The 19,499-nt window shown below is 51.2% G+C and carries 19 protein-coding genes and 1 other annotated feature; of the genes, 10 read left to right on the top strand and 9 right to left on the bottom strand.

Annotation, left to right across the window (positions count from 1 at the left end):
* The 6 genes from CWM54_RS09875 to CWM54_RS09850 all read left to right on the top strand — a co-directional run.
* The coding region (locus CWM54_RS09875; RefSeq protein WP_133124473.1) for a dTDP-4-dehydrorhamnose 3,5-epimerase family protein at positions 1-263 on the top strand (263 nt) is incomplete at its 5' end.
* Positions 264-351: 88 nt separating this feature from the next.
* The gene (locus CWM54_RS09870) at positions 352-1,125 is read left to right on the top strand and encodes an ABC transporter permease (RefSeq protein ID WP_158609881.1); all 774 of its coding nucleotides are present in this window, start codon (positions 352-354) and stop codon (positions 1,123-1,125) included.
* Positions 1,115-2,476 (top strand): ABC transporter ATP-binding protein, encoded by a 1,362-nt coding sequence (locus CWM54_RS09865; RefSeq protein WP_100676357.1) that lies wholly within the window; start codon positions 1,115-1,117, stop codon positions 2,474-2,476. Before CWM54_RS09870 ends, CWM54_RS09865 begins: the two co-directional genes overlap by 11 nt.
* A gap of 13 nt (positions 2,477-2,489) precedes the next feature.
* The gene (locus tag CWM54_RS09860) at positions 2,490-6,317 is read left to right on the top strand and encodes a rhamnan synthesis F family protein (RefSeq protein ID WP_100696868.1); all 3,828 of its coding nucleotides are present in this window, start codon (positions 2,490-2,492) and stop codon (positions 6,315-6,317) included.
* A 54-nt stretch (positions 6,318-6,371) separates the two neighbouring features.
* The gene (locus CWM54_RS09855) at positions 6,372-7,292 is read left to right on the top strand and encodes a glycosyltransferase family 2 protein (protein ID WP_100696866.1); all 921 of its coding nucleotides are present in this window, start codon (positions 6,372-6,374) and stop codon (positions 7,290-7,292) included.
* Positions 7,293-7,303: 11 nt separating this feature from the next.
* The gene (locus CWM54_RS09850) at positions 7,304-8,119 is read left to right on the top strand and encodes a glycosyltransferase family 2 protein (protein WP_072041785.1); all 816 of its coding nucleotides are present in this window, start codon (positions 7,304-7,306) and stop codon (positions 8,117-8,119) included.
* Between the two features lie 88 nt (positions 8,120-8,207).
* Here CWM54_RS09850 and hisIE read toward each other — a convergent pair whose 3' ends face one another.
* The 9 genes from hisIE to hisL all read right to left on the bottom strand — a co-directional run bounded on the left by hisIE (position 8,208) and on the right by hisL (position 15,447).
* On the bottom strand, positions 8,208-8,807 hold the full coding sequence (hisIE, locus tag CWM54_RS09845) for a bifunctional phosphoribosyl-AMP cyclohydrolase/phosphoribosyl-ATP diphosphatase HisIE (protein ID WP_016161460.1): 600 nt from the start codon (positions 8,805-8,807) through the stop codon (positions 8,208-8,210).
* On the bottom strand, positions 8,801-9,577 hold the full coding sequence (hisF, locus tag CWM54_RS09840) for an imidazole glycerol phosphate synthase subunit HisF (protein WP_008804112.1): 777 nt from the start codon (positions 9,575-9,577) through the stop codon (positions 8,801-8,803). Before hisF ends, hisIE begins: the two co-directional genes overlap by 7 nt.
* Positions 9,559-10,296, bottom strand: coding sequence for a 1-(5-phosphoribosyl)-5-[(5-phosphoribosylamino)methylideneamino]imidazole-4-carboxamide isomerase (gene hisA / locus CWM54_RS09835; RefSeq protein ID WP_004200373.1), 738 nt, complete (start codon positions 10,294-10,296; stop codon positions 9,559-9,561). Before hisA ends, hisF begins: the two co-directional genes overlap by 19 nt.
* Positions 10,296-10,886: an imidazole glycerol phosphate synthase subunit HisH gene (hisH, locus tag CWM54_RS09830; RefSeq protein ID WP_008804113.1), complete on the bottom strand. Its 591-nt coding sequence runs from the start codon at positions 10,884-10,886 to the stop codon at positions 10,296-10,298. Before hisH ends, hisA begins: the two co-directional genes overlap by 1 nt.
* Positions 10,886-11,953, bottom strand: a complete 1,068-nt coding sequence (hisB, locus tag CWM54_RS09825) for a bifunctional histidinol-phosphatase/imidazoleglycerol-phosphate dehydratase HisB (protein ID WP_032735996.1) — start codon at positions 11,951-11,953, stop codon at positions 10,886-10,888. The genes hisH and hisB overlap by 1 nt, the downstream gene beginning before the upstream one ends.
* Positions 11,950-13,011, bottom strand: coding sequence for a histidinol-phosphate transaminase (gene hisC, locus CWM54_RS09820; RefSeq protein WP_012967604.1), 1,062 nt, complete (start codon positions 13,009-13,011; stop codon positions 11,950-11,952). Before hisC ends, hisB begins: the two co-directional genes overlap by 4 nt.
* Positions 13,008-14,312 carry a histidinol dehydrogenase gene (gene hisD / locus CWM54_RS09815; protein ID WP_100696864.1) on the bottom strand — a complete coding sequence of 435 codons (1,305 nt, stop codon included), beginning with the start codon at positions 14,310-14,312 and terminating at the stop codon, positions 13,008-13,010. The genes hisC and hisD overlap by 4 nt, the downstream gene beginning before the upstream one ends.
* A 39-nt stretch (positions 14,313-14,351) precedes the next feature.
* Entirely contained in the window at positions 14,352-15,251 is a 900-nt protein-coding gene (hisG, locus tag CWM54_RS09810) for an ATP phosphoribosyltransferase (RefSeq protein ID WP_002912152.1), read from the bottom strand.
* Positions 15,252-15,298: 47 nt separating this feature from the next.
* Positions 15,299-15,421, bottom strand: a sequence feature (His leader region).
* Entirely contained in the window at positions 15,397-15,447 is a 51-nt protein-coding gene (gene hisL, locus CWM54_RS09805) for a his operon leader peptide (protein ID WP_004899375.1), read from the bottom strand. Its footprint overlaps the feature before it by 25 nt.
* Before the next feature lie 176 nt (positions 15,448-15,623).
* Between hisL and CWM54_RS09800 the strand changes: the two genes are divergently transcribed.
* The 4 genes from CWM54_RS09800 to plaP all read left to right on the top strand — a co-directional run bounded on the left by CWM54_RS09800 (position 15,624) and on the right by plaP (position 19,025).
* The gene (locus tag CWM54_RS09800; RefSeq protein ID WP_074385334.1) at positions 15,624-16,448 is read left to right on the top strand and encodes an SDR family oxidoreductase; all 825 of its coding nucleotides are present in this window, start codon (positions 15,624-15,626) and stop codon (positions 16,446-16,448) included.
* A gap of 38 nt (positions 16,449-16,486) precedes the next feature.
* Positions 16,487-17,377, top strand: a complete 891-nt coding sequence (locus tag CWM54_RS09795; RefSeq protein ID WP_100696862.1) for a LysR family transcriptional regulator — start codon at positions 16,487-16,489, stop codon at positions 17,375-17,377.
* 237 nt (positions 17,378-17,614) lie between these two features.
* Positions 17,615-17,677 (top strand): membrane protein YoeI, encoded by a 63-nt coding sequence (yoeI, locus tag CWM54_RS29500; RefSeq protein WP_096335043.1) that lies wholly within the window; start codon positions 17,615-17,617, stop codon positions 17,675-17,677.
* Positions 17,667-19,025: a putrescine/proton symporter PlaP gene (gene plaP / locus CWM54_RS09785; protein ID WP_061153942.1), complete on the top strand. Its 1,359-nt coding sequence runs from the start codon at positions 17,667-17,669 to the stop codon at positions 19,023-19,025. The genes yoeI and plaP overlap by 11 nt, the downstream gene beginning before the upstream one ends.
* Positions 19,026-19,499: the final 474 nt, after the last annotated feature.

The following is a 19,499-nucleotide window of genomic DNA, read 5'->3' as shown; positions in this document are numbered from 1 at the left end:
GGGTGGGCGCGGTGCTCAGCGCAGAGAATAAACGTCAGCTGTGGATCCCGGAAGGGTTCGCCCACGGGTTTATGGCGCTGAGCGACACGGTGCAGTTTGTCTACAAGGCGACGAACTACTACGCGCCGCAGTCAGAACGGAGCATCATCTGGAACGATCCGGAGATCGGGATTGACTGGCCGGCGCTGAGCGACAGCGCGCTGTCGCTGTCGGAGAAAGATCTGCAGGCGCATACGCTGGCCAACGCGGAAGTGTATATCTAGTGATGACCTGGATTCTGGCTCAAAAAATTACCAGAGCCTGAATCCAGTATATAAATTAAGGTATGTCTAAGCGATGCTGAAGTATTTCTTGAAAAACAAAACCCTCATCTTGAAACTGGCGAAAAGAGATATTGATTCTAAATATAAGGGATCTTTTATCGGCGGTTTTTGGGCAGTTGTTAACCCAGTAATTATGTTATGTGTTTATTCGTTTGTATTTTCAGAAGTCTTCAAGGCTAAATGGGGTAGTTTAGAAGGAGGGAAAGGGACCTTCGCAGTAGTATTGTTTGCTGGGTTGATTATATTCAACTTCTTAGCAGAGTGTTTAAGTCGAGGACCGACATTATTTACCAGTAATGTAAATTACGTTAAGAAAGTTGTTTTTCCACTTGGCTGTCTTCCGTTTAGCATTTTTCTTTCGGCCGTGTTTAATTTCTTTATAAGTTTCATAATTTTGCTCATTGCTCAACTAATTGTCTTCAATTCAGTGCCTTGGACAATTTTATTCTTTCCGTTGTTGTTGATTCCTTTGTTTCTTATCGGTTTTTCATTAATTGTTATTTTTTCAACCATTGGCGTATATTTTCGAGATATAGCTCAGGCTGTGCCAATTATGATAACGTTTCTGATGTTTTTATCTCCGATATTTTATCCGTTAAGCGCAATTCCTAAAAGTTTTCAGGATGTTATGATGTACAACCCGTTGGCGTTTTTAATAGAAAACACACGAGATGTATTAATCTTTGGCAAAAACATGTCAATTGAATCATATTCAATTCTGTATATCTCAAGTATTATATTTTACATTATTGCAATGAAAATATTCCAGAAGGCTAAAAAAGGTTTTGCAGATGTCCTATAATTCAGTTAAATGCGAAGCTGTCATTCAAGTAGAACATATTACAAAAATTTTTCGCATCTACAACTCTCCAAAAGATCGGATAAAAGAGTTCCTGGCAAATTTACCACGCCGAGTTGCTGGGGCAAAGCGTATAAAGAAACATAAAGAATTCTATTCACTTAATGATGTCTCCTTAACTATTAATAAAGGAGAGACAATTGGAATCATTGGTGCCAACGGCGCAGGTAAATCAACCCTATTGCAAATTATTTGTGGGACGTTGTCGCCAACGAATGGCAATGTAACTGTAAACGGTAGAGTGGCTGCTCTGTTAGAGCTTGGTGCTGGGTTTAACCCTGATTTCACAGGTAGAGAAAATATATTTATCTCAGCATCAATAATGGGGCTAACTGACGAGCAAATAAAAGAACGTTTCGACAGTATCGTTGAGTTTTCCGAAATTGGAGAGTTTATTGAGCAACCGGTAAAAACATATTCTAGTGGTATGTTTGTACGGTTGGCATTTTCAATTATCGCTCACGTTGATGCAGATATCTTAATAGTAGATGAAGCGCTTTCGGTTGGTGATGCGTTCTTTGTTCAAAAATGTATGCGTTTTCTACGGGCATTTATGGAACATGGTACTGTGCTCTTCGTTAGCCATGATACCGCTTCAATTGTAAACTTATGCGATCGTGCTATCTGGATTGATCATGGGCAGAAGAAGATGGAAGGTTCTGCGAAAGATGTTTCGGAAGCTTATCTTGCTGCATTATTTAAACAGAGTAACAGGAATGTATCCGTCAAGCGTCAAAACAAGGATGTTACCGAGGTTGTAGCTTATAAAGATATGCGTACTAGTTTTATTAATGCTAGTAATTTACGTAATGATATAGAACTGTTTTCTTTTAATGATGAAAGTAAACAGTTTGGTGAGAATGGCGCAGAGATCTATAGTGTAAGGCTAGAGGATCAAAACGGTGAACCTTTATCATGGGTAGTTGGTGGGGAAGAAGTTAAGCTTAGAATAAGTGTTAAATGCTTGAAAAGTATGTTTAGCCCAATAATCGGTTTCTATATAAAAGACCGACTTGGACAAACGTTATTTGGTGATAACACATACCTTTCTTATATGGATACACCACTCAGTATGCAACCTAATGACAATATGGATAGCATTTTCGAGTTTAACATGCCTATACTTCCAGTCGGTGAATATAGTATTTGCGTCGCAGTAGCTGAAGGTAGTCAGCAAGAACATATCCAACATCACTGGATACATGATGCGGTAATTTTTAAATCGCATTCTTCCAGTACGGTGACTGGGCTAGTCGGTATTCCAATGAAAAATATTAGTATCTCGGTGAATTAAGAGTAATTATTTTATGACTATGATTAATAAATCAATGCTTTCCAGACCTAGAAAACTGACTTTCCCATTTGGCTGGTGCGGCCATATCCCCTTTGTCAGTTGGCTTGTTGAGGAAATGAAACCGGGTACTATTGTTGAATTAGGTACGCATTCAGGAAATTCATATTTTGCAATCTGCCAGGCTGTCCTGGAAAATAATACCGGTTCCAAATGCTATGCTGTTGATACGTGGCAGGGGGATGAGCATGCTGGTAGCTACAGTGAAGATGTTTTCAGAGATGTAAGTGCATGGAATCAGCAGTATTTCTCTGCATTTTCAAATTTAATGCGCATGACCTTTGATCAGGCGAACGAATATTTTTCTGCAGGTAGCGTTAATTTATTGCATATCGACGGCTTACATACCTATGAAGCTGTTAAACATGACTTTGAATCCTGGAAATCAAAATTAGCAGATGATGCGGTTGTCCTGTTCCATGACACCAATGTCCGTGAACGAGGATTTGGTGTATGGCAGCTTTGGGATGAACTTCAACAACAGTATCCATCTTTTGAATTTTTGCATTCATATGGCCTGGGTGTGCTTTTTGTAGGCAAAAAAAGCCAAGCTCTTTATGAAAAGTTGGCTTCTTTTGGTGAGCCTGCCCTCATTAGAGAGGCATTTTCACGCCTAGGTGAGTTAATTACTCTGCGCGAAGAAGCCCATAATCATATCCAGCATATTGAATCAGCCAGATCCGTTCTTGAGAGTCAAAACCAAGAACTTCAGCATCAACTTAATAAATCAAAAGAAGAAAACGAACTCTATATAAAGAGAATTCAGGAAGATAAAAATATTAAAAATGTTATGGCTGGCAGAATCCATGAACTGGAAAACAGTCAGCATCATATTTCTGGCAATGTCCATGCACTCGAAAAGGAAATTGAGCGGCTGATTAATACTAACTCGTGGAAAATCACTAAGCCGCTAAGATTCATGTTTCGAGTACTCCGCGGCCAACAGAAAGATGCGATGTGGCATATTAAAAAAGAAGTCCGTAACATTGCCAAGTCAGCTTATTATCGAACCCCTTATAAGTATCGCGAACAACTATTAACCATGGCATTTAAGGTTCGACCTAGTTGGTTCACTAGTCATCCTAAATTTATGGCTGCTCATTCTCTGATATCAAATGAATTAGAGGTAAGTGATAAGCTTATCGATATTAATTTATTAAGTGACGATATTAATACACAGCCTGGAAGAATTGCTGTTCAATGTCATATTTTTTATCCAGACTTAATCGATGAATTTGTGGCACAATTGTCAACAATGCCGTTTAAGTTCGATGTTTACATTTCAGTAACAAGTGAAGAAGCCAAACAACAATGCAATCTGCAATTTAAGAAGATTAAAAATATCGAAAATCTCGATGTGCGAGTAGTACCTAATCGCGGTCGTGATATTGCTCCAGTATTCGCCGAGTTTGGTTCCGCCTTAAAACAATATGATTTTATTTGTCATATTCAAAGTAAGAAGTCATTATATAATGAGGGAAAAACAACCGGTTGGCGAGAGTATTTACTGAATGGTTTGTTCGGTTCGGAATCTAATGTAAAACGAATATTTAAAGCATTTAAAGATGATAATTCGTTAGGGATTATCTATCCTCAAGTTCATCATACATTGCCTTATATGGCATTTACCTGGTTAGCCAACAAACAGCAAGGCAGTGAACTTTGCGCTAAAATGGGAATAGCCTGTCCTGATGGATATTTCAATTTCCCCGCAGGTTCAATGTTTTGGGCCCGTGTAGATGCTTTGTCCCCGTTATTCGAGATGAATTTAGCGTGGCAAGATTTTCCTGAAGAAAAAGGACAGACTGATGGGACTACAGCACATGCAATTGAACGTTTGCTAGGTATAGTCCCTCAGGCTTTGAATTATGGTTCATTAATTATAAAAGACTGTGAGAATGAGTCAAAATCCACTTTCCGTTGGGATCATCAATATTTCCCTAGAACGTTAGAGTCGATTCATCAAATAATTTCTGATCCAAGCAAAAAAATTATTGCTTTTGATATTTTTGATACTTTGTTGATTCGTCCTTTACTTCATCCTGACCATACAAAACAGATCATTGCCAGCCAGTTGTCTGCTGAGGAAGCGTCCGAATTTCTGTCTAAAAGGCCTGCCGCAGAGCAGAGTGCAAGGCACCGCGCTGGGCGGGATATCAGTATTGACGATATCTATAATGAATTGCAGCAACATTATAAGGTTGAACATTCAGTCGCCAAAAAGTTTCGTGAGCTCGAAGAACGGGTTGAAATTGCTTCTGTTTCGGCTCGGCCGGATATGTTGGAAATTTTTGAGTTTGTTAAAAAGAGTGGTAAAAAAATCGCTATTGTCAGCGATATGTTTTTACCGCTTGAAACTATCGTTAATATGCTCGAGTCTAATGGTTTTACCGGATGGGATAAAATTTATTTATCATCAGATAAAGGTAAAAGAAAGGATACGGGTGAACTGTACGAGCTTCTTTTTACCGAGTATGGTGTTTCCGGTAATGAAGTCGTGATGATTGGCGATAACGAGCGTAGTGATTTACAGTTGCCTTGCGATCGGTTCAACACTCTCGGTTTGCATATTGTTAGAGCTACGGACTTAGCACTTCATACTCCAGAGTATGCAGGGTTAGCTAAGCAGGCGTTTAATTCGGATCTAGACGGAGAACTGACCTTTGGTCTTTTGACGAGGAAAAATTTAAGTCAAATTGGGAGTTTCTCTCCGGAAAAATTAAAGCTTTTCTCTTCAAGTCCGTATCAGATTGGTTACAATCTTGCAGGTCCATTGCTTACCTCATTTGCTGAATGGCTGAGAAAGCGCGCCGCACAATCTGACATTCAAGACTTATATTTTCTTGCCAGAGAAGGGAAAATCATTAAAGACGTTTATGATCTTTGGTGTGATGGGGCAAAAACTGCACCTCAAAGTCATTACCTGATTTTGTCTCGCCGTGCGGTTAACGTTCCTAATGTAACAACACTGAATGATGTCTTGGATATAGCTAAGTCGACTTTCTTTGCCAATACACTCGAGATGTTTTTACGCGAACGTTATGGATTGGTCCTACCTGAAGAGAAATTATCCTCTTTATACTCTTCTGGGCTTTGGTCTAAAGGCAAGTTAGTAGAAGTGCAGAATGAGGATATTTCCGAAATTAGGTCATTGCTGGAATATCTTATGCCTGATATTCTTTCTGAAGCTCATGCTGAAAAGCAAGGTTTGTTACAATACCTTAAACAGGAAGGATTCTTAACATCAGGTCATAAGACGGTCGTTGATGTTGGATACTCAGGAACGATCCAGAAAGCGCTTATAAATATTGTAGCCGACAGAGTCGATGGTTATTATATGGCAACATCTGAAACTGCAGGAAAGGGCTTAAAGAGCGGAAGTAAAGCTCATGGTTGTTTTATTGATAACTCGATCTCACTTCAAAATGAAAACTCAGTGATTCTACGTCAAAGTTTCGAACTTGAAAAATTGTTAAGCTCGGATGATACCCAAATTGTTAAATATATCCTGGAAAATGCGACCGTTACGCCAGTATATAAACAACAGCGTCCAGAAGAGCTTATAACAAAAGACATCAGAACGGAGTTACAAAAAGGCTGCATGGATTTCGTTCGTGATGCAAGAGATATACGAAATACGCTTTACCCTGATTTTTCGCCTTCATTGACAATAGCTGATTCTTTATATAGTGAGTTCATTTCAAGTTGCAATCGAAAAGAAAATGACTTCGTGAAAAAAATGACCTTAGATGATGATTATTGTGGTCGTGGTTTAGTAAATTAAATTAAAAATAACCCCTCTATCTGCGGATAGCAGATAGAGGGGCAGGGTTTCAGAATGAACCGAAGTGTTGCTATTTTAATGGCTGTAAGAAATGGTCAGGAGTACCTTCAGCCTCAACTTGATTCATTTCTTAACCAAACATATAAGAACTGGTGTTTATATGTTTCTGATGATGGCTCGACCGATTCGACAGCCGAAATTGTTAATAACTTTTATCTTTCTCATCCAGAGATTTCTGGTTTTCTAAAAAAAGGCCCTTGTCTTGGTTTCTGCCAAAATTTTCAGTCCATGATCAACGATGAAAAAATCATTGCTGATTATTATGCTTTTTCTGACCAGGACGACATTTGGCTACCCGAAAAAATAGAAAATGCAGTTCGCTTTTTGGACAGTGTCCCCTCAGATACTCCTGCTCTCTATTGCTCGGCTACCACTCTTATCGATCAGGCTGATAATATTATTGGGGAATCACTTTCACCCAATAAGGCACTCAGTTTTGCCAATGCTCTGTTGCATAATGTTGCTAGCGGCAATACTATGGTATTCAATCATAAAGCCAGAGAGTTATTAATGGCTGCCTCGACTGAAGAAATGGTGGTACATGATTGGTCGCTCTATCAGATAGTAAGCGCATGCAACGGTCGCATTTATTTTGATCGCACCCCTGGAGTGTTGTATCGCCAACATAGTAATAATGTGATTGGTGATGGACGTAATATTTTTTTACGTGTGCGTAATTTCTTTTCATCTTTTAAAGGAAATCGTGCGGACTGGAATAAACGGAATAAAACCGTTCTCGATAAGATAGTGGCTCACTTCGGTGAGAATGAAAAGCAAGTTTATTATAACTATAATAATATAAGTAAAAGTAGGTTTTTGAAAAGGATTTATTTTTACATAAAATCTGGTGTTTACCATCAATATAAACTCGGTACATTATCAACCATAATTTACGTTTGTGTTGGGAAAATGTAGTAAGGTGCTATGTGAATATACTAGCTTCGCTTGTTCTTTATAAACATTCTTTTCAAGAAATTGAGCTTACGCTTGATTCGTTATTAAATGAAAAGAATATCGATAAACTAGTTATAGTGGATAATGGTTCTTTTTGTACCTGGTTGGATGATTATAAGCACGATAAAGTTGATGTCATAAGATTACCTGATAATGAAGGTTTTGGCGCAGGGCATAATAAAGTATTTGAACATTATAAAAACCAATGTAGTTATTTTTTGATTTGTAATCCTGACATTTACTATGCTCAGGGCGAGGTTGATAAACTGTTTTCCTTTTGTAAGGAAAATTCGGTCGACCTTTCAGTTCCTAAAATCATATATCCAAATGGTGCATTACAATATGCGACAAAGCTATTGCCGGCACCATTTCAACTTTTCGGACGTCGTTTTCTCTCATCATTTTTTCCCAACATAAATAATGAGTATGAATTGCGTAACGCTAATTTTAATGCTGCATTCTACGCGCCATCGATGTCAGGATGTTTTATGATGGTGAGCAATAACGCCATTCTACAAGTTCAAGGTTTCGACCTTCGATTCTTCATGTATTTAGAGGATGTCGATTTTTCGCGCCGTATCAGTGCGGGAAATTTTAATGTTGTTTATTGTCCTGATTCTACAGTGGTTCATCTATCGCAAAGAAAATCATATCACAGCTTTAAGTTCCTGTTTTACCATATGACCTCTGCGATTAAATATTTCAATAAATGGGGTTGGTTTTTTGATAAAGAAAGACAACAACTCAACAAACGTTGTCTGTCATCATTACCCACCAGATCGGAATAATGGCTTGTAACATGAGTTAATGGTAAACAAAAGGCAGATTTGAGGACAAATCTGCCTTTTATATTTGCGGAATTAACTAGTACTAATATTACTTATGCCGTGCTCTTAAATTATCAATCACTTCCCCGAGATCCAGCCCCTGGTCCTGCAGCAGCACCAGCAGGTGGTACATCAGGTCCGACGCCTCATTCTTCAGCTCGAAGCGGTCGTTCACCGTGGCGGCCAGCGCGGTCTCCACGCCTTCTTCCCCCACTTTCTGCGCAATACGCTTGGTGCCGCTGGCATACAGCTTCGCCGTGTAGGAGCTCTCCGGGTCGGCATGCTTACGCTCGGCCAGCAGTTGCTCCAGCTGATAGAGGAACAGCCACTGGTGGCCGGTTTCGCCGAAGCAGCTGGTGGTGCCTTTATGGCAGGTCGGCCCGATCGGGTTTACCAGCACCAGCAGCGTATCGTTGTCACAGTCCGGCGTGATGCTCACCACGTTGAGGACATTGCCCGAGGTTTCACCCTTGGTCCACAGCCGTTGTTTGGTGCGTGAGTAAAAGGTGACCTTGCCGGTGGCTTCGGTTTTCTCCAGCGCCTCCTTGTTCATGTAGCCCAGCATCAGCACCTCGCCGGATACGGCGTGCTGCACGATGGCCGGCATCATGCCGTCCGTTTTTTCCCAATCCAGCTGTTCAGTCAACATACCCTTATCTCCACGCCCTGTGCCGCCAGGTACGCTTTCAGTTCGCCAATATTAATAATCTGTTTGTGGAATACCGAGGCCGCCAGCGCGCCGTCAACGTTGGCGTCGCGGAAGGCTTCGAGGAAGTGTTCCATGGTGCCCGCGCCGCCGGAGGCGATCAGCGGGACATGGCACACCGCGCGAACCTTCGCCAGCTGCTGCAGATCGTAGCCGTTGCGCACCCCGTCCTGGTTCATCATATTGAGGACGATCTCGCCCGCGCCGCGCTTCTGCACTTCCTCCACCCAGTCGAGGGTTTCCCACTGCGTCACCCGGGTGCGGGTCTCATCGCCGGTATACTGGTTGACGTGATATTTGCCGGTCTCTGCATCAAACCAGGTATCAATCCCCACCACAATGCACTGCACGCCAAAGCGGTCGGCAAGGCGGGTGATCAGCGTCGGGTCAGCGAGAGCAGGGGAGTTAATCGAAATCTTATCGGCGCCGAAGGAGAGGATCTGCGCCGCGTCTTCCAGCGACTTGATCCCGCCCGCCACGCAGAAAGGAATATCGATCACTTCCGCCACGCGCGACACCCAGCTCTTGTCGACCACCCGGCCGTCGCTGGAGGCGGTGATATCATAGAACACCAGTTCGTCGGCCCCTTCGTCGGCATAGCGCTTGGCCAGCGGGACGATGTCGCCAATGATCTCGTGATTACGGAACTGCACGCCTTTCACTACCTGGCCGTCGCGGACGTCGAGGCAGGGGATTATCCGTTTTGCCAGCATTGAATGGCCTCCGTTACGTTGAATTTACCTTCCAGCAGCGCGCGACCGACAATCACGCCGCGCACCCCGGTGCCGCGCAGCGCGGCAATATCATTAAGATCGCCGATGCCGCCGGATGACTGAAACGCCACCTGCGGGTAGCGGGCGCAGACTTCCTCGTACAGCGAGACGTTAGAACCTGCCAGGGTGCCGTCGCGGGAGATATCGGTGCACAGCACGTGCTGCAGGCCGACTGGCAGATAACTCTCCACCAGCTCCTCCAGCGTCACGCCGGAGTTTTCCTGCCAGCCGCTGACTGCCACCTGCTTGTTGCCGTCGGCGTCAATGCGCACGTCGAGCGCCAGCACCAGCCGTTCAGGGCCAAAGCGTTTAAACCAGCCTTTCACTTCCTCCGGGGACTTTACCGCGGTGGAGCCGACCACCACGCGGGCGACGCCGGCCTCAAGCAGGGCCGCGACATCCGCTTCGGTCCGCACGCCGCCGCCAACCTGTACCGGGACGTCAACGCCGGCGACCAGCGATTTCAGCAAGGGGATCTGGCGTTTCGCCGGATCCTTCGCCCCGGTCAGGTCGACCAGGTGCAGGACTTCCGCCCCCTGAGCGGCATAGGACTGCAGGCGCGGCAGCGGATCGCTGCCATAGTCGCGCTGCTGGCCGTAATCGCCCTGGTGGAGACGAACGACGGTGCCGTCGATTAAATCTAAAGCAGGAATAATCATCACATCTCCAGGAAGTTTTTCAGCAGCTGCGCCCCGGCGCTCCCGGAGCGCTCCGGGTGGAACTGCACGCCAAAGAAGTTATCTTTCTGCACCGCGGCGGTGAACGCCTCACCGTAATTGCACTGGGCGATGGTGTACGGGTTGACCGGCATGGCGTAGCTGTGCACGAAGTAGAAATAAGCGCCTTCTTCAATGCCGCGGAACAGACGATCGCCTGCTTTGGCATACACCCGGTTCCAGCCCATGTGCGGCAATGGCAGACCGTGGTCGGTCATCTTCGGCACCTCTTCTTCGATAATGCCCAGCAGATCGACGCCGTTGTTCTCCTCGCTGCGCTTGCCGAGCAGCTGCATGCCCAGGCAAATCCCCAGCACCGGCTGGGTACAGGCTTTGATCAGGTCGATCAGATCGCGGTCGCGCAGCTGGTCCATCGCCGCCTGGGCGGTGCCGACGCCGGGAAGAAACAGTTTATCGGCACGCAATACCACCTCCGGATCGCGGCTGACCACTGGCTCATAGCCGTGGCGGCCAATCGCCGATTTCACCGAATTGAGGTTGGCGCACCCGGTATCAAGGATCACCACATTCATCACAGCACCCCTTTGGAAGACGGCAGGGCATCGCCCTGGACGCGGATCGCCTGGCGCAGCGTACGGCCAAAGGCTTTGAACAGGCTCTCCACGCGGTGGTGATCGTTCTTGCCCTTGGTTTTCAGGTGCAGGGTCACCGCCATGGTGTAAGAGAGCGAGCGGAAGAAGTGTTCCACCATCTCGGTGCTCAGATCGCCGACGCGCTGATAGGTGAAGTCCGCCTTATACTCCAGGTGCGGACGGCCGGAGATATCCAGCGCACAGCGGGCGAGACACTCGTCCATCGGCAGCACGAAGCCGAAGCGGTTGATGCCGCGCTTGTCGCCGAGCGCCAGCTTCAGGGCTTCGCCGAGGGCCAGGCCGGTATCTTCCACGGTGTGGTGATCGTCGATGTACAGATCGCCGCCGACGTTAATTTCCATGCGGAAGCCGCCGTGGGTGGCGATTTGGTCGAGCATATGGTCAAAAAAGCCGACGCCGGTGTGGATCTTGCTGCCGCCTTCGCGGTCCAGCCACACCTTCACGTCCACCTGGGTCTCTTTGGTGATGCGCTCGACGTGGGCATAGCGGTCGCGGCGGGTCAGCTGCTCGCTGATGGTCGGCCAGTCCAGGGTCTCGCGGTCATAGCGCAGGCCGGTAATCCCCATATTATCCGCCAGCTCGAGGTCGGTGACCCGGTCGCCAATCACATAGCTGTGGCTTTTATCCAGTACGCCGTCTTCCAGCCACGGCAGCACCAGCTGCGTTTTCGGCTTGCGGCAGGCGCAGTTGTCGCCCGGGAAGTGCGGGCAAATCAGCACCTCTTCGAAATTGACGCCCTGCGAGGCGAAGATCTGCATCATCAGGTTGTGCGGGCCATCAAACGCTTCCTGCGGCAGACTGTCAGTTCCCAGGCCATCCTGGTTGGTGATCATCACCAGCTTATAGCCTTCCTGCTGCAGCTTCAGCAGCGCCGGGATCACCTGCGGCTCAAACGCCAGCTTGTCGAAACGGTCCACCTGGAAATCCACCGGCGGTTCGGAAATCAGGGTGCCGTCACGGTCAATAAAGAGATACTTCTGGGTCATACATTCTCCGCAGTCAAGGCGTCAATCACGCGCTGGCTCTCAGCACGGGTACCGATAGTGATACGCAAACAGCCGCTCAATGAAGGTTGTTTATTCTGGTCACGTAAGATAATGCCCTGATCCCACAAAGATTTAAACACTGCGCTGGAGGCGGTTATCCGCGCCAGAACGTAGTTCGCCTCGGAATCGAAGACCTGCTCCACGCAGGCGATGCCGCGCAGCTGTTCCACCAGGTAGCGGCGCTCGTCGAGGATCTGCGCCACGCGCTGGCGCATCGCCGCGATCCCTTCCGCGCTCAGCGCCTGGGCGGCGATATCGGCCACCGGCGTGGAGAGCGGATACGGAGCGATCACTTTCAGCAGCACGTTAATCACCTCGGCGTTGGCGAGGGTGAAGCCGCAGCGCAGGCCGGCGAGGGCGAAGGCTTTGGACAGCGTGCGCAGTACCACCAGGTGCGGATAGTCGCTGAGCCAGCCGGCGAGCGTCGCCTGCGGGCAGAATTCAATATAGGCTTCGTCGGCGACCACGATGGCTTTATCGCGGGTCATCTCCAGCAGGTCGCGTATCGACTGCGGATCGATGATCTGACCGGTCGGGTTGTTCGGGCTGCAGACAAAGACCACCTTCACGCCGTCCAGCTGCGCCTCGATACCTGGCAGGTCGAGCTGCCAGTCGGCGAGGGTCGGCACGGTGCGGCATTCGACGCCGATGGTCTCGGCGCTGACGCTGTACATGCCGTAGGTGGGCGGGCAGTAGAGTAGCGCGTCTTTGCCGGGCTCACAGAAAGCGCGGATCAGCAGCTCAATCCCTTCGTCGGCGCCGCGGCTGACCAGCACTTGCTCCGGTTTGACGTCGGCGTAGCGGGCGTAGCTCTCGATGACTGCCTTCGGCTGCGGCTCCGGATAGCGGTTCATCGTTTGCGCGGTAAGCTGGAAAGCCACGGCGGTCGGGAATTCGTTGGCGTTCAGCCAGACGTCGCCTTTGCCGCCCAGGCGGCGAGCGGATTGATACGGGGTCAGCGCGCGGACGTTGGCGCGGGCTAAATCTTCAATGCTCATGCTTGCTCCTTCAGGGCGGCAACGCGCAGCGTTACGGCGTTTTTGTGGGCGTCAAGGCGCTCGGCGGCGGCCAGGATCTCAATCGTTGAGGCGAGGGCGGCAAAGCCGTCGCGCGACAGCTCCTGCACGGTCATCCGCTTCTGGAAGTCGGCCAGGCCGAGGCTCGAACAGGTGGCGGTATACCCATAGGTCGGCAGGACGTGGTTGGTGCCCGAGGCGTAATCGCCCGCGGATTCCGGTGACCAGTCGCCGAGGAAAACCGAACCGGCGCTGGTGATGCTGTCCACCAGCTCGCGGGCCTGACGGGTCTGAATGATCAGGTGCTCCGGACCATACTGGTTGGAGATAGCCACGCACTGCGCCAGGTCGCGGGCCACGATGATCCGGCTGGCGGAGAGGGCCACGCGGGCGGTTTCCGCGCGCGGCAGGGCGGCCAGCTGGCGTTCGACGGCCTCAGCGACGCGGTTGCCGAGGTCGGCGTCCGGGGTCAGGAGGATCACCTGCGAGTCCGGGCCGTGTTCCGCCTGCGACAGCAGGTCGGAGGCGACAAAGTCCGGGGTGGCGCCGCTGTCGGCGATCACCAGCACTTCCGACGGGCCGGCCGGCATGTCGATGGCTGCGCCGTCCAGACGCTGGCTGACCTGACGTTTGGCTTCCGTGACGTAAGCGTTACCCGGGCCAAAGATTTTATCCACCTTCGGCACCGACTCGGTCCCGAGGGCGAGGGCGGCGATAGCCTGGGCGCCGCCGACGTTAAAGATGGTTTTTACGCCGCACAGCTGCGCGGCATAGAGGATCTCATCGGCAATCGGCGGCGGCGAGCAGAGCACTACCTGCTGACAGCCGGCGATGCGCGCCGGTGTCGCCAGCATCAGCACTGTGGAGAACAGCGGCGCCGAGCCACCCGGGATGTACAGCCCGACGGAGGCGATAGGGCGGGTGACCTGCTGGCAGCGCACGCCCGGCAGCGTTTCGACATCCACCGCCTGCAGCTGCTGCGCGTTGTGGAAGGTCTCGATGTTTTTCACCGCCACCTCCATCGCCTGCTTCAGCTCGTCGCTGAGGCGTTCACCGGCGGCGGCGATCTCCGCCTCGCTCACCTGCAGCGCGGCGACGGTGGTTTTATCAAACTTCGCGCTGTATTCGCGCAGCGCCGCGTCGCCGTTGGCTTTGACGTTATCGAGGATCTCCGCCACCGTTTTACTGATGCTGTCGGAGGCGGAAATCGCCGGGCGCGTTAAGAGTTGTTGCTGTTGGTCTGCGCTACAGCTGTTCCAGTCGATGATTGTGTTGAAGCTCATGATTGTTTTCCCCTGTGTGTCCCGTGACCGGCTGGCCGATTACTCCATCATCTTCTCAATCGGCAGCACCAGAATGGAGCTGGCGCCCAGCGCTTTCAGTTTTTCCATGGTCTCCCAGAACAGGGTTTCGCTGCTGACCATGTGCATCGCCACGCGCTGCTTGTCGCCTGCCAGCGGCAGAATAGTCGGACGCTCGGCGCCCGGCAGCAGGGCAACCACTTCTTCCAGGCGTTCGGTCGGGGCGTGCATCATGATGTATTTCGACTCGCGGGCCTGGATCACGCCCTGAATACGGGTCAGCAGGCGGTCAATCAGCTGCTGTTTGGCGTCGGCCATCTCGCCGTCGCGCTGGATCAGGCAGGCTTTGGAGCGGTAGATCACTTCCACTTCGCGCAGGCCGTTGGCTTCCAGGGTGGCGCCAGTGGAGACGAGGTCGCAGATGGCGTCGGCGAGGCCGGCGCGCGGCGCCACTTCCACGGAGCCGTTCAGCAGACAGGATTTAAAGGAGATACCTTTTTGATCGAGGTAACGCTTCAGCAGGTGTGGGTAAGAGGTGGCGATGCGTTTGCCATCCAGCGCCGCCGGGCCGTTCCAGGCTTCATCCACCGGGGTCGCCAGCGACAGGCGGCAGCCGCCGAAGTCGAGACGGCGCAGGGTGAAGTAGCGCGGGTCTTCGCCCTGAGCGCGGCGGCTGAGCAGCTCTTCTTCCAGTACGTTTTCGCCGATAATGCCGAGGTCGACAACACCGTCCATCACCAGGCCCGGGATATCGTCATCACGCACGCGCAGAATGTCGATTGGCATATTTTCTGCCAGCGCAATCAGACGCTGGGTGTGCAAATTGACTTTAATGCCGCAGCGGCTGAGTAATTCGCGTGAATCTTCGCTTAAACGGCCTGATTTCTGAATAGCTATGCGTAAACGGGTGTTGTCTAACATTGTTCTTTTCCTCTGAATACCTGTCTGAATCTGTCCGAATTTGGTCCAAAAAAAAGCCCCCGGAAGTGAATCTTCCGGGGGCTCTCTGCGCGTTCATGCACCACTGGAAGATCCAAATGTCTTCCAGCACACATCGCCTGAAAGACTAGTCAGGATGATGGTGATGATGGTGGTGTTTAAATTGAACGCGGTTCATAAAAATTCTCTGTGAATGACTATGCATTTGATGTCCTTTAACCTAAACCACTTCCGCCGCAGAAAGCAAGGGCTTTTTTCTATCATTAATTCATTTCACATTGAGCGAAGAAATTGTCAGTTGCCGCTGGCTGGCGTAGCCTGTAATCAGCACAGCGAAAGAGTCAGGAGCCTGGGATGAAAAAGGTCGCGATAGTCGGTTTGGGATGGCTGGGGATGCCGCTGGCGCTGTCATTGATGGCGCGAGGCTGGCAGGTCACCGGCAGTAAAACCACGCAGGATGGCGTGGAGGCGGCGCGGATGTGCGGGATTGACAGCTATCCGCTGCGCCTGGAGCCGCAGCTGGTCTGTGATACCGAGGACCTCGACGCGCTGATGAACGTCGATGCGCTGGTGATCACGCTGCCGGCCCGGCGTACCGGGGCGGGAGAGGGGTTTTATCTGCAGGCGGTGCAGGAGATTGTCGATACCGCGCTGGCGCACCATATTCCGCGGATCGTCTTCACCAGTTCCACCTCGGTGTATGGCAACGTCAACGGCACGGTGAAAGAGAACTCCCCGCGCCAGCCGCAAACCGCCAGTGGGCAGGTGCTCAAGGAGCTGGAGGACTGGCTGCACAATCTGCCGGGGACGTCGGTGGATATTCTGCGCCTTGCCGGGCTGGTGGGGCCTTCCCGTCATCCGGGACGTTTTTTTGCCGGTAAGTCGGCGCCGGATGGCCAGCACGTGGTCAATCTGGTGCATTTGCAGGATGTGGTGGCCGCTATCGAACTGCTGTTGCAGGCCCCGAAGGGCGGGCACATCTATAATCTATGTGCGCCCCGCCATCCGGCGCGCGGCCTCTTTTATCCGCAGATGGCCCGTGAGCTGGGGCTGCCGCCGCCGGTGTTCAGCGACAGCCCGGACGGCGGCCAGGGCAAGATTGTGGATGGCAATCGTATCTGCAATGAGCTGGGGTTTGAGTACCAGTACCCCGATCCGCTGGTGATGCCGATGGAGTGATCTGCCAGCGGTGATTCGCATACCGTAAGGGGGTAGCGATGAAACCACTGCTGGATGTCCTCGTGATCCTGGATGCCCTGGAAAAAGAGGGGAGCTTTGCCGCCGCGTCGGCAAAGCTCTTTAAAACGCCCTCGGCGCTGAGCTACACCATTCACCGGCTGGAAAGCGATCTCAATATTCAATTGCTCGACCGCAGCGGCCACCGCGCGCGCTTTACCCCCACCGGACAAATGCTGCTGGAGAAAGGGCGGGAGGTGCTGCATATCGCCCGCGAACTGGAGATCCGGGCGGTCAAGCTGCAGCAGGGGTGGGAGCACACCCTCCGCCTGGCGGTGGACAGCACTTTTCCCGTAGCGCAGCTCTCGCCGCTGATCGCGGCATTTTATCAACAACAGCCGCTGACCCGGCTGCACTTCATTTTTAGTCCCTCGCTGTTTGACTGGCGGCCGCTGACTGACGGGCAGGCCGATCTGCTGCTGGGCGCCCTCGGCGAGCCACCGCCGCTGAGCGGCTATGACTCTTTCCCCCTCGGCGAGCTGGAGCTGCTGCTGGTGGTTTCCCCGCAGCATCCCCTGGCGCGACATCGTGCTCCGCTGAGCTGGCGGACCCTGCGCCGTTACCGGGCGGTGGCCACCGGCGAGGGCGGGGCGCTGCTTAGCGATCAGGAGACCCTGACGGTGTGTGACGCCGCGGGGCAGCTGGCGCTGCTGCGCATGGGACTGGGCTGGGGCTGCCTGCCGCGCTATCAGGTGCAGGCGCTGCTGGAGAGCGGCGAGCTCATCAGCATGGCCGTGGGCGGCCAGTCGCCCCGCCAGCATGCCTGGATCGCCTGGAATGACGCCACCTGCGGTTTGGCGAGCAAATGGTGGCGCGAAGCGCTATTAGCAAATAGTGCTATTTTTGCAATTTATCATACGGAAATCGTATAGATATTAGCACGTTAAAAAATATGCTTACGCAATGAACTTCATAGCATCTTGTCAACGCCGTTGAATTTGTTGCAAAATATGCGGCCTGAAAACCAGAGACTAGCCGACGCTTTTTTTTAAAGTGTCGGTTATTTTTTTGGTCGAAAGACACATCATTCAATACCAAGAGGCCGGGCTTCGTACCGGATAGATATTTACTAAAAACCGACAGTCGTTGTCGCTGAGGAATAGAAAGAAATGGGGCAATTTTTTGCTTACGCGCTGGCATTCACCGTAAAAGGGGATAACTATGTCGCATAACGCTACTCCAAATACCTCTCGCGTGGAATTACGTAAAACGCTTACGTTAGTTCCGGTTGTAATGATGGGCCTGGCCTATATGCAGCCGATGACGCTGTTCGATACGTTTGGTATCGTCTCTGGTATGACCGACGGTCACGTGCCGACGGCCTACGCCTTTGCGTTAATCGCTATCCTGTTTACTGCCCTGAGCTATGGCAAGCTGGTACGTCGTTACCCTTCTGCCGGCTCGGCGTATACCTATGCCCAGAAATCCATCAGCCCGACCGTTGGCTTTATGGTGGGTTGGTCCTCGCTGCTCGACTACCTGTTCGCGCCGATGATCAACATTCTGCTGGCGAAAATCTATTTTGAAGCGCTCATTCCTTCGATACCCTCGTGGGTGTTTGTTATCGCGCTGGTCGCCTTTATGACCGCCTTTAACCTGCGCAGCATTAAATCCGTGGCCAACTTCAACACCGTGATCGTGGTGCTGCAGGTGGTGCTGATTGCCGTTATTCTCGGCATGGTGATTTATGGCGTGTTTGAAGGCGAAGGCGCCGGTACGCTGGCCAGCAGCCGTCCGTTCTGGTCCGGTGACGCGCACGTGATCCCGATGATTACCGGGGCGACGATCCTGTGCTTCTCGTTTACCGGCTTCGACGGCATCAGCAACCTGTCTGAAGAGACCAAAGATGCAGAGCGCGTCATCCCGCGCGCGATTTTCCTGACCGCGCTGATCGGCGGCCTGATCTTCATCTTTGCCACCTACTTCCTGCAGCTGTACTTCCCGGACATCTCGCGCTTTAAAGATCCGGATGCGTCACAGCCGGAAATTATGCTCTACGTAGCAGGTAAAGCCTTCCAGGTTGGCGCGCTGATCTTCTCCACCATCACCGTGTTGGCTTCCGGTATGGCGGCGCACGCTGGCGTGGCGCGTCTGATGTACGTGATGGGCCGCGACGGCGTATTCCCGAAAAGCTTCTTCGGCTACGTCCATCCGACCTGGCGCACCCCGGCGATGAACATCATCCTGGTCGGCGCTATTGCGCTGCTGGCGATTAACTTCGACCTGGTGATGGCGACGGCGCTGATTAACTTTGGTGCGCTGGTGGCGTTTACCTTCGTTAACCTGTCGGTGATTTCGCAGTTCTGGATCCGTGAGAAACGCAACAAGACGCTGAAAGACCACTTCCAGTATTTGTTCCTGCCGATGTGCGGCGCCCTGACCGTTGGCGCGTTGTGGGTCAACCTGGAAGAGAGCTCGATGATTCTGGGCCTGATCTGGGCCGGTATCGGTCTGGTCTATCTGGCCTGCGTGACCAAAAGCTTCCGCAACCCGGTGCCGCAGTACGAAGATGTGGCCTAAGGTATAGCGTGATGTAAATGAGAAAAGCCGGAGGGAAACCTCCGGCTTTTTTTTCGTTTGGCCCGGTGCGATATCTTTTGCCCGGCGGCGCTGCGCTTGCCGGGCCTACGGTGATGGTTAACCTGCTGAAATTTAATGGTTATGTAGGCCGGGTAAGCGAAGCGCTACCCGGCAACATGTTGGGCACGGAAACGACGGCCGGACGGTTCCCTCTCCCTCCGGGAGAGGGTTAGGGTGAGGGAAAGCACCGTCGTGCGATCCTTTATGTTATTAGTGACTTCAGTGCACATTGCGCTCCCGGTTAGTTTTCTGCGTTATGTCTCTCACGGCGCAGGGAGCGCACAGGGGGCGGCCAGTCGCCGCCGCCCCCTGTACCCCCGGGCTCCGGCCAGCAAAATCGCCACGTCGTGGTACATTCGACTTATCCCTGCAGGCTTCGGGTCGGGCCGAGGCAGCGTCCGTGCAAAACACGGC

The organism is Klebsiella sp. D-Nf1, from assembly GCF_002810515.1.
GTDB lineage: Bacteria > Pseudomonadota > Gammaproteobacteria > Enterobacterales > Enterobacteriaceae > Klebsiella > Klebsiella variicola.
The sequence above is the reverse complement of the archived record's forward strand: the minus strand, read 5'-3'. Positions and strand labels throughout refer to the sequence as shown.